7 protein-coding genes and 1 pseudogene are annotated in these 10,222 nt (G+C 65.5%); 4 read left to right on the top strand and 4 right to left on the bottom strand.

From position 1 onward, the window contains the following. Together ABI213_RS17475 and ABI213_RS17470 are read right to left on the bottom strand one after the other, a co-directional pair. Positions 1–292: EamA family transporter (locus ABI213_RS17475; protein ID WP_348028013.1), on the bottom strand; the 292-nt coding region annotated here is incomplete at its 3' end. A 54-nt stretch (positions 293–346) separates the two neighbouring features. After that, on the bottom strand, positions 347–988 hold the full coding sequence (locus tag ABI213_RS17470; protein WP_348005841.1) for a helix-turn-helix domain-containing protein: 642 nt from the start codon (positions 986–988) through the stop codon (positions 347–349). 213 nt (positions 989–1,201) lie between these two features. Between ABI213_RS17470 and ABI213_RS17465 the strand changes: the two genes are divergently transcribed. Next, complete coding sequence (locus tag ABI213_RS17465; RefSeq protein WP_348005842.1) at positions 1,202–3,268, top strand: diguanylate cyclase; 2,067 nt, start codon at positions 1,202–1,204, stop codon at positions 3,266–3,268. Positions 3,269–3,345: 77 nt separating this feature from the next. Here the strand turns inward: ABI213_RS17465 and xdhB are convergent, their stop codons facing one another. Together xdhB and xdhA are read right to left on the bottom strand one after the other, a co-directional pair. Beyond that, positions 3,346–5,664, bottom strand: coding sequence for a xanthine dehydrogenase molybdopterin binding subunit (gene xdhB, locus ABI213_RS17460; protein WP_348005843.1), 2,319 nt, complete (start codon positions 5,662–5,664; stop codon positions 3,346–3,348). Then, positions 5,661–7,142 (bottom strand): xanthine dehydrogenase small subunit, encoded by a 1,482-nt coding sequence (gene xdhA / locus ABI213_RS17455; RefSeq protein ID WP_348005844.1) that lies wholly within the window; start codon positions 7,140–7,142, stop codon positions 5,661–5,663. The genes xdhB and xdhA overlap by 4 nt, the downstream gene beginning before the upstream one ends. Positions 7,143–7,430: 288 nt before the next feature. On the opposite strand from xdhA, the gene ABI213_RS17450 reads away from it, so the two are divergent. The 3 genes and pseudogenes from ABI213_RS17450 to ABI213_RS17440 form a co-directional block, all read left to right on the top strand. Then, a complete protein-coding gene (locus ABI213_RS17450) occupies positions 7,431–8,966 on the top strand; it encodes an ABC transporter ATP-binding protein (protein ID WP_348005845.1) in 1,536 nt (511 codons plus the stop codon). Next, positions 8,953–10,113, top strand: a complete 1,161-nt coding sequence (locus ABI213_RS17445) for an ABC transporter permease (RefSeq protein ID WP_348028011.1) — start codon at positions 8,953–8,955, stop codon at positions 10,111–10,113. The genes ABI213_RS17450 and ABI213_RS17445 overlap by 14 nt, the downstream gene beginning before the upstream one ends. Then, a pseudogene (locus ABI213_RS17440) lies at positions 10,113–10,222 on the top strand (ABC transporter permease); the annotation flags it as partial. The gene ABI213_RS17445 and the pseudogene ABI213_RS17440, both read left to right, overlap by 1 nt.

Here is a 10,222-nt window from a genome sequence, read left to right as displayed (position 1 = left end):
CGCCGTTGGATTTGACCCCGGCAAAAAACGCCAGGTTGTAGCCTGCAATGCACAGGCCCGCCAGTAGCACCTGGCCCCAGGCGAGCTGGCGCAGATCACCCGCCCAGCTGCTGCGCGGCACGGTGAGTAGGCCGTAAATGGCAAAGAAGCCCGAGGCCACCACCAGCCGTAGCGCGCCAATCCAGTAGGCCGATAAATGCGGCGGGGCCAGGCTTTGCGCCGTGCCGGTGGTGCCCCATAGAACGGCGGCGGCCAGCACCATCAGGCTGCCGAGAAGGGTTTTGTTGTGCATGCCCTGATGGTGAGGCAGGGCGCGGGTGGAAATGTCGAGAGACTCTTGTGCTGCTTAGCTTCGCAGACTTTTTGCGCCCACACCCTGGTCGCGCTTCAACGCGTAGGCCAGGGCGCTGGCGCTGCGGTAGCCCACCTGCAGCGCGGCGGTCTCCAGCGGCATGCCGGTCTGGACCAAGGCCATGGCCCGCTGCAGTCGCCGGGCGCGCAAATAGCTTTGCGGCGGGCTGCCGGTCAGCTCCAGCAGCCGGGCATGGAAGCGTTGGGGGCTCAAAAAGAACAGCGCGGCCATGCGTGCCGTTGTCCAGGGGGCGTGCAGTTCAGCATCCAGCGCGGCATCCACGGCGGCGCGCGTGACGCTACGGCGCTGCAGGATCTGCGGGGCCTGCAGCAGGTCGGCTAGCGCCAGATCGGGGCGCAGCGGCGGCACGGCAAAGCGCCGCACCCGGTCCATGCCGGCTTGTGCGGGCGTGTCCATGACCCACATGCGGGTGTGGGCCGTGGCTACAAAGCCGTGCGCCACCCCGGCGGGCACGATCACCCCGCAGGCCGTGTCGGCAAAGCTGGCGCGGCCGCCAATCTCCAGCTCCATGCGGCCCTGCAGCGCAAACATGATCTGGGCGTGGTCGTGCGCGTGGGCCTGGTGCTCGCCGCTGTAACGGCGCACATCCCATTGGGCTTTAAAAAAAGACTCCATAGTTAACTCTAAATGCAAGTCCAAACTTATCAAAATACGGCATTTTGACGGTGAAAACGCGTACTTATGCCGGTTTTGCGTGATTTTGCTAGACAGCATGGGGCTGCTCCGGTAAAAATTAACCGGTTACAAATCAAGAGGGGGTTGCTGCGGCCTGTCGTGCAAGAGGGGTGAAGGGTCCTTGGATTTTGTAGTTCCACACAAAAACAAGATATGACCCGACACTCCGAACCTCTGGAAATCCCCTCCACACCCGCGCCGCCCCGGCGATTTTCTGTGCACTGGTGCTGGCAGGCGATGGGCATGCTCAAGCTGCGCATCCTGCTGGTGGCGGTGGGGTCGGCTCTGTTGTCAGGAGCGGCCTCCAGCTACTTTATGGCGCGCGAGAGCGAGCAGGTGGTGCGCAACAGCTTTAGCCAACAGCAGCAGGATTCTGTCTACCTGGTGGCCGATTTGGTGGACACCCGGCTGCGGCGCATGCAGTCCAACTTGCGCTTGCTGGCCGCCGACATTCCCTCCACGCAGCTGGCCCACCCGGCGGCCCTGGCGCAGTTGCTGCGCAACCACCCGCTGACGCTGGAGCAGTTTCTGGCGTTGCAAGTGGTGCTGCCCGACGGCAGCGTACTGGCATCGGCCAGCCATTCCCCGCAAGATGTGCCAGACCCGGGTTTCAGCCACCAGGCGGTGTTCCAAACCACCCTGCTCACCGGGGCCATTGGTATCTCAGAGCCGGTACGGAGCCAGCAGACCCAGGAGCCGGTGGTGGTGGTGACCGTGCCGGTACGCGGCCCAGACGGCCAGACCGTGGCGGTGCTGGCGGGCGCGGTGTCGCTGGGCTCGGCAGATTTGCTGCCTGCAGCCGTGTCCACGCTGGGTGATTTCTCGGCCGTGCTGGTCATCTACAGCCGGGCCGGTGTGATCCTGTCGCATCCCGATGCCCAGCACCGCATGCTGCGCGCGGCCGACGAGCCGGGCCTGGGTCCCTTGCTTGCCCAGCGGCAGAGCGGCGGATCGGTGGACCAGCCGCACTACCTGGTGGCCACGGCCGACGTGCCCGCTGCCGGTTGGACCGTAGCCCGCATCACCTCTGCCGACTACGCTCTGGCACCGCTGCGCCAGGTGCACGCCCGCTCCTGGTTGGTGGTGCTGGGCATCATGGGCATCTGCGCGGCTTTGTCTACGCTGTTGATTGCGAATATCACCCGGCCCATTACCCAGTTGCGTGACCGGGCGCAGCGGCTGCTGGGCGCGGGGCGGGCCGTGTCCGACGACTGGCCCCGGGCCCGCGGCGAGATCGGCCAACTGGTGCAGGTGTTTCGCCACGTGACGCTGGAGCGTGGCCGTGCCCAGGCCGCCCAGAGTGCGATGGTCGAGCAACTGATGGCGATTTTGAAGAACTCGCCGGTGGGTATCGTCATCACCCGCGACAGCCGGTTCGAGCTGGTCGGCAGCCACGCCAACTACCTGTTTGGCTACCCCGAGGGCGAGCTGCTGGGGCTGGATGCGGGGGTGATTTACCCCTCGCATGAGGCCTACCTGGCGGTGGGCGAACGTTACCGCGCGGCCTTCAAAACCCAGGGTTCGTTCGACGGCGACGTACAGATGCGGCGCAAGGACGGCAGCAGCCTGCTGGTGCGGATGCGGGGCCGGGGTGTGATCGACGGTGACCCCAGCGCCGGGGTGATCTGGATCCTGAACGACGTGACCGCCGCCCGCGCCCGCATCGACGAGTTGGCCTGGTCCGCCACCCACGACAGCCTGACCCATCTGGTCAACCGCCGCGATTTTGAGGCCCGGCTGGCCCACGCGGTGGAGCAGACACACCAGCCGCTGTCGCGCCAGACCGACTACCAAGGCTGTTGCGCCATGTTCATCGACCTGGACTACTTCAAGGCCATCAACGACGCGGCCGGCCATGCGGCAGGTGACGAAGTGCTACGCCAAATCGCCCGCCTGCTGGAGTCGCTGGTACGGCAAAGCGATACGGTGGCCCGTCTGGGCGGCGATGAATTCGCCATCCTGCTACCCGGCTGCACCCTGAAGCGGGCCCAGAAAATCGCCGAACAGGTGCGCGCCGGGGTCTTTGCCTGGCGCATGGACTGGCGTGAGCATGCTTTCCACTTGGGGGCCAGCATCGGCGTGGTCCAGCTCAGCCCCGAGCTACCCGAGGTCGCCGCCGTGCTGGAGGCCGCCGACAGCGCCTGCTACGAGGCCAAACGCAGCGGCCGCAACCGGGTGGTGACCTATGGCGAGCCGCTGGAAGTGGCGCTGCCACAATAGCGGTTTACTATTGATTGTGTAGCTTCCAGCGCAGGTGGTGTCTGCGCTGGAGCCCGATTTTTCTTAAAAATAGAACCCTACGCGCCCAGCGCCCACAGCACATTCTCCGCCGTGGCCGGAGCCGCCAGCTGCACCACCGCGCCATCGCTGCGCGCCGAGGCAATGGCCTCCTTCAGCGCCTCGAACACGCTGATGGCCAGCATAAACGGCGGTTCGCCCACGGCTTTGCTGCGGAACACGGTGTCCTCGCGGTTAGGCTGTTCCCACAGGTCCACTTTGAAGTGCGCCGGGATGTCGCCCGTAGCCGGGATCTTGTAGGTGCTGGGGGCGTGGGTACTCAAATACCCCTTGGCGTTCCACACCAGTTGCTCGGTGGTCAGCCAGCCCATGCCCTGGATGAATCCGCCCTCCACCTGGCCGATGTCGATGGCCGGGTTGATGCTGGTGCCTGCGTCGTACAGCACGTCGATCTTCAGCACGCGGCTCTCACCCGTCAGGGTGTCGATGGCCACCTCGGTGCAGGCCGCGCCGTAGGCAAAGTAGTAGAACGGGCGGCCCGTCAGCGTGGTTTTGTCGTAGTGGATTTTGGGCGTGCGGTAGAAGCCGTCGCTCCACAGCTGGATGCGGTTGGCGTAGGCCTGTTGCACCACGCTGGCAAACGGGCGGCTGGTGCTGGGGGTGGTGATTTGGCCGCCCTTGAACTGCACGGCCCCGGCGCCGCAGTTATCTAGCCCGGCCACAAATTGCGCCAGGTTGTCGCGCACGTTGCGGGCGGCGTACTGGGCGGCGCGGCCATTCAGGTCGGTGCCGCTGGAGGCCGCCGTGGCGGAGGCGTTGGGCACCTTGCTGGTGTCGGCGGCCGTGGCCAGCACGCTGGCAAAGGGCACGCCCAGCTCGTCGGCCACGATCTGCGCCACCTTGGTGTTCAGGCCCTGGCCCATCTCGGTGCCGCCGTGGTTGACCTGCACGCTGCCGTCGGTGTAGACGTGGACCAGCGCACCGGCCTGGTTGAACAGGGTGGCGGTGAACGAGATGCCGAACTTCACCGGCGTGATGCTGATGCCGCGCTTGATCACCGGGCTGCTGGCGTTCCATGCCTGAATCGCCTCCCGCCGCTGGTAGTAGGCCGAAGTTTGCTCTATTTTTGAGAGCATGGGGTGCAATATGTTGTCTTCCACCTCCATGCCGTAGTGGGTGAAGTTGCGGCTGGCGTTGGGGGTGTCGGCCGCGTCGTAGAGGTTGTGGCGGCGCACGGCCAGCGGGTCTAGTTTCAGCTGCCGGGCGATCTCGCTGAGGATGGTTTCGATCACGATCACGCCCTGCGGCCCGCCGAAACCGCGGAAGGCGGTGTGGCTCTGGGTGTGGGTTTTGACGCGGTACGAGGCGATGTCTACATCGGCCAGGAAGTAGGCGTTGTCGGCGTGGAAGACTGCGCGGTCGGCCACCGGGCCGCTCAGGTCGGCGCTGAAGCCGCAGTTGGCCAGCATGCTGAGCTGCAGGCCGCAAATAAGGCCCGCGTCGTTATAGCCCACGGTGTAGTCGTAGGCGAAGGGGTGGCGCTTGCCGGTGACCATGAAGTCGTCGTCCCGGTCAAACCGCAGCTTGACAGGGCGCTGCAATTTGTTCGCCGCCACCGCCGCCCACACGGCCAGGTGCCCGGCCTGGGTTTCCTTTCCGCCAAAGCCACCACCCATGCGCCGACACTCCACCGTGACGGCGTTGTTGCTCAAACCCAAGGCGTGTGCCACCCAGTGCTGCACTTCGCCCGGGTGCTGGGTGCTGGAGTGCACCAGCCACTGGCCTTGCTCTTGCGGCAGCACGTAGGCCACCTGGCCCTCCAGGTAAAAGTGCTCTTGCCCGCCCACTTCGAGCTGGCCGCTGAGGGTGTGCGGGGCGCTGGCCAGCGCCGCTGCGGCATCGCCCCGGCGCACAAACACCGGTGGCAGCACATAGCTTTGGGCGGCGTGGGCGGCGCGCACGTCCAGCAGGGCGGGCAGGGCCTCAATGTCTAGCTGCACGGCGCGGGCGGCTTCGCGGGCCTGCATCACCGTGTCGGCCACCACCAGGCCGATGACCTGGCCGATGTGCAGCACGGTGTCGATGGCAAACACCGGTTCGTCGTGGGCAAAGGCGGCCAACATCTTGTCGCCGGGGATGTCCTGGCTGAGGATGACCGCCTGCACCCCGGGCAGGGCGCGCGCGGCGCGGCTGTCCACGCCTTTGAGTGTGCCGTGGGCCACGGTGGACAGGATGGGCGCGGCATGCAGGGTGCCGCGCAGCTCGGGCAGGTCGTCGATGTAGTGCGCCGCGCCCGCTACTTGGGCGCGGGCGCTTTCGTGTGGCTGGCTGCTGCCGGCGGAGGCGGTCGACACAAGGAGTTTGTCAGGGGCGTTCATGCGCAGGCCTCCACATCGAAAGTGGCGAGGTTGATTTGGGTCTCACCCTGGCTTTCCAGCCAGAAGCGTTGCAACAAATTGCCCATGACTTCGCTGCGGTAAGCGGCGCTGGCCCGCATGTCGGAGATGGGCTGGAACTCGGCGCGCAAGGCCGCAGCCGCAGCGTGGGCGGTGGCCAGGCTCCAGGGCTGGCCGACCAACGCGGTCTGGGTCTGCACGGCCCGCACCGGGGTGGCGGCGACTCCGCCTACGCCGATGGAGGCGGCGGTGACGATGCCATCCACGGTCGTCAGGCTCAGTGCCAGGCAGATAGCCGAAATATCGTCGTCAAACCTTTTGGAGATTTTGTACACCCGCATGAACTCGGCACCCGCATGCGGCACCTTGATCCACGCCAAAACTTCGTCCGCCGCCATCACGTTTTGCCGGTAGCCGGTGTACAGCTTCTCCAGCGGCAGCTCGCGTTCCCCGCGCTGGCTGGCCAGCACCACCGTGGCCCCCAGCGCCATCAGCAGCGGCATGGAGTCGCCAATCGGTGATCCGTTGGCCACGTTGCCGCCCAGGGTGCCCGAGTTGCGTACCGGGAGCCCTGCAAAGCGGCTGGCAAAGCTGTGCAACTGCGGGCGGCTGGCGACCAGGGCGGTGTAGGCATCGTGCAAGGTGACGGCGGCCCCGATCTGCAGGTAGTCGGCGTGGGCAATGGTCTGGCGCAACTCGTCCACCTGGGTCACGTCGAGCACGCTGTCGAAGTGCTTGTGCATCTTGGTGACCCACAGGCCTACGTCGGTGCACCCGGCCACGATCTGGGCCTGGGGGTAAGCGGCACGGGCGGCGGTCAGCTCAGCCAAAGTGCGCGGCGATTTATAAGAAAAATCGGCACTTTGCGCAGGTGCAGTAAGCGCAAGTAGCTCTAATTGTTGTAGCACGGTGGCTTCGTCGATGCGCACGGCGGGCAAGTGCTCCATCGCCTGGGCGGCATCCAGAATCGGCCGGTAGCCGGTGCAGCGGCACAGGTTGCCCGACAAGGCCTCTTGCGCGTCCGTGCGGCTAATGGGCTGGCCCTGGCAGGTGCTGTTTTGGTACATGCCAAACAGGCTCATCACAAAGCCCGGCGTGCAGAAACCGCACTGCGAGCCGTGGCATTGCACCATGGCTTCTTGTGCGGGGTGCAGCGAGGACACGCCAATGCCGAGTGTGGGGGCTATATCTTCCACTGTCCACAGCGCCATGCCGTCGATGGAATGGGCCAGGCGGATGCAGCTGTTGATGGCGCGGTAGCGCAGCGTGCCGGGTTTATCGCTATGGGGCTCGGCCAGCACCACGGTGCAGGCACCGCAGTCGCCTTCGCCGCAGCCTTCCTTGGTGCCGCAGGCCCCGAGGTCTTCGCGCAGTACCTGCAGCAGCGTGCGGTCGGGCGGCACGTTGTGCAGCGTGGTGGTCTGGCCGCGCCGGAGGAAGCGCAAGGGTTGGGTCGTCATGGTGAGGGAGTCCTTATCGGCAATTCTTGTAAAGCCATGCATGCAATAGTCGCACCACCCATTTTGGTGCATTGCACCATCGTCGGCGTGTTTTTGCGGGTTAGGATACGCGGCGTTTACCCGCTGTGTACGGCCATTGTTCGCAATTTTCTACGGTTGGCACTGAGCTTGCTGGGGGACTCTGCGACGCAGCCGGGGTTTTGTGCGGGTTTGCTACTGAAAAAGTAGCTACTCACGCAGGCAGAATCTGCGCTAGAGCCTTTATTTTCATAAAAAGAGTCTTCCCGTATGGCACCACCCAGACTGCAACTGACGAACATCACCAAGCGCTATCCGGCGGTGGTAGCCAATAGCAACGTGTCGTTGACGGTGCAGCCCGGCGAGGCGCATGCGGTACTGGGTGAAAACGGCGCGGGCAAATCTACGCTGATGAAGATCATTTACGGATCGGTCAAGCCCGACGAAGGCACGGTGCTGTTCAACGGCCAGCCGGTGCATATCCGCAACCCGCAAGAAGCCCGGGCGCTGGGCATCAGCATGGTGTTCCAGCATTTCAGTTTGTTTGACACCCTGACCGTGGCCGAAAACGTCTGGCTGGGCCTGGACAAAAGCCTGAGCTTGGCCGAGGTGACCCAGCGCATCGTTGCCAAGGCCAGCGCCTACGGCCTGGACATCGACCCCAGCCGGCCGGTACACACCCTGGCGGTGGGCGAGATGCAGCGGGTGGAAATCATCCGCGCCCTGCTGACCAACCCCAAGCTGCTGATTTTGGACGAGCCCACTTCGGTGCTGACCCCGCAGGCGGTGGAAAAGCTGTTTGTGGTGCTGAACCAGCTGGTTTCTGAGGGCTGCAGCATTTTGTACATCAGCCACAAGCTGCACGAAATCCGCGCGCTGTGCACCGCCTGCACCGTGTTGCGCGGCGGCACCGTCACCGGGGTGTGCAACCCGGCCGAGGAATCCAATGCCTCGCTGAGCCGCCTGATGATCGGGGCCGAGCCGCCTGCGCTGCAGCACCGCGCGGTGCAAACCGGGGCCACGGTGCTCAAAGTGCAGGCCCTGCGGCTGGCGCGCGAAGACCAGTTTGGCGTGGAGCTGGAGGGCATTGACCTGCAGGTCAAGGCGGGCGAGGTGGTGGGCATTGCGGGTGTGTCGGGCAACGGCCAGCGCGAGCTGCTGTACGCACTGTCGGGCGAAGACACCCGCTGCGACGGCAACATGGTGCAGGTGGCGGGACAGCCCGCAGGCAAACTGGGGCCACAGCAGCGGCGCGCGCTGGGCCTGCATTTTGTGCCCGAAGAGCGGCTGGGCCGGGGCGCCGTGCCCACGCTGGGACTGGCGCACAACCTGATGCTGACGCGCACCGATGCCATCACCGCCAGCGGCTGGATCAAGCTGGGCGTGCTGCAAACCCAGGCGCAAAGCATCATCGACCGCTTCAAGGTCAAAACCGGCGGGCCGAACGCGGCCGCCAAGTCGCTGTCGGGCGGCAATTTGCAGAAATTTATCGTCGGCCGTGAGATCGACGCCAAGCCTAAGTTGCTGATCGTCTCGCAGCCCACCTGGGGCGTGGACGTGGGCGCGTCGGCGCAGATCCGCGGCGAGATCCTGGCCCTGCGCGATGCCGGCTGCGCGGTGCTGGTGGTCAGCGAAGAGCTGGACGAGTTGTTTGAAATATGCGACCGGCTGCACGTCATTGCCAAAGGGCGGCTGTCGCCCTCGGTGGCGCGCACCGATGCCACAGTGGCGCAGATTGGAGAATGGATGAGCGGTTTGTGGAACACCTCTGCAGTGACTTCGGAGGCGGCCCATGCTCAAGCTTGAAGCCCGCCCCCAGCCGTCCAAATTCTGGGGCTACGCCTCGCCCATCCTGGCGCTGCTGGTCACGGTGGTGGTTGGTGTGGCCTTGTTCATGGCGTTGGGCAAAGACCCGGTCAAGGGCTTGCAGGTGTTCTTTTGGGAGCCCATCAAGTCGCAGTACGCGCTGGGCGAGTTGATGGTCAAGGCTACGCCGCTGCTGATCATTGCGCTGGGCCTGGCGGTGTGCTTTCGCTCCAACGTGTGGAACATCGGGGCCGAGGGCCAGTATTTGATCGGGGCCATCTTTGCCAGCGGTGTGGCGCTGCTGGCCGACAAGGACACCACCGGCTGGATCGTGGTGCCGATTTTGCTGGCCGGGGTGCTGGGCGGCATGGTCTGGGGCGGCATCACCGCGCTGCTGCGCGACAAGTTCAACGCCAGCGAAATCCTGGTCAGCCTGATGCTGGTCTACGTGGCCGTGCTGGTGCTGAGCTACATGGTGGACGGCCCCTGGAAAGACCCGCTGGGGCATAACTTTCCGCAAACCAAGAATTTTGAGGCCATCACCCGCATCCCCCGGCTGTTCAAGGGCTCGCGGGTCAGCATCGGGCTGCTGATTGCGCTGGTCGGCGTGGCCGGTTTGTGGGTGTTTTTGTTCCGCACCCGGGCTGGGTTTGCCCAGCAGGTGGGCGGGCTGGCCCCGGCGGCGGCGCGCTACGCCGGGTTCTCGTCGCGCAAGGCCCTGTGGACGGCGCTGCTCATCTCGGGTGGCATGGCCGGCCTGGCCGGCGGTCTCGAGGTGGCCGGCCCGCTCGGCCAGCTCACGCCGCACGTCCCCGCGGGATACGGCTTCGCCGCGATCATCGTCGCCTTCGTCGGCCGGTTGCATCCGGTGGGCATCGTCTTCTCGGCGATCCTGATGAGCATGTTCTATATCGGCGGTGAACTGGCGCAGTCGCGCCTCGGCCTGCCGCAATCGCTCACCGGCGTGTTCCAGGGCCTGCTGCTGTTCACGCTGCTCGCCTGCGACACGCTGATCGCCTATCGCGTGCGCTGGAAGCCGGCACGCGGTGCCGTCGGGCCGACGACGGCCGCAGCGCCGCCGCTCGACGATGCGCCGCTCAGTCCGGTCGTCTCGACCACCAGCCTGCCTGCGCGAGAGGGCGTGTGATGGACCAGTTCGCGCGTCTCGTCGCCGCCACGCTGAACTCGGGCACGGTGCTCGCGTTCGCGGCGCTCGGCCTGCTCATCAACGAGCGCGCCGGCATCGTCAACCTCGG

It is taken from the genome of Rhodoferax sp. (assembly GCF_039922535.1).
Lineage (GTDB): Bacteria > Pseudomonadota > Gammaproteobacteria > Burkholderiales > Burkholderiaceae_C > Rhodoferax_B.
The sequence above is the reverse complement of the archived record's forward strand: the minus strand, read 5'-3'. Positions and strand labels throughout refer to the sequence as shown.

What these genes read in the sequence shown, in the direction of transcription:
- ABI213_RS17445 (WP_348028011.1), top strand. Translation starts at nt 8,953, where the DNA reads ATGCTCAAGCTTGAAGCCCGCCCCCAGCCGTCCAAATTCTGGGGCTAC.
- xdhA (WP_348005844.1), bottom strand. Translation starts at nt 7,142, where the DNA reads ATGACGACCCAACCCTTGCGCTTCCTCCGGCGCGGCCAGACCACCACG.
- xdhB (WP_348005843.1), bottom strand. Translation starts at nt 5,664, where the DNA reads ATGAACGCCCCTGACAAACTCCTTGTGTCGACCGCCTCCGCCGGCAGC.
- ABI213_RS17470 (WP_348005841.1), bottom strand. Translation starts at nt 988, where the DNA reads ATGGAGTCTTTTTTTAAAGCCCAATGGGATGTGCGCCGTTACAGCGGC.
- ABI213_RS17465 (WP_348005842.1), top strand. Translation starts at nt 1,202, where the DNA reads ATGACCCGACACTCCGAACCTCTGGAAATCCCCTCCACACCCGCGCCG.
- ABI213_RS17450 (WP_348005845.1), top strand. Translation starts at nt 7,431, where the DNA reads ATGGCACCACCCAGACTGCAACTGACGAACATCACCAAGCGCTATCCG.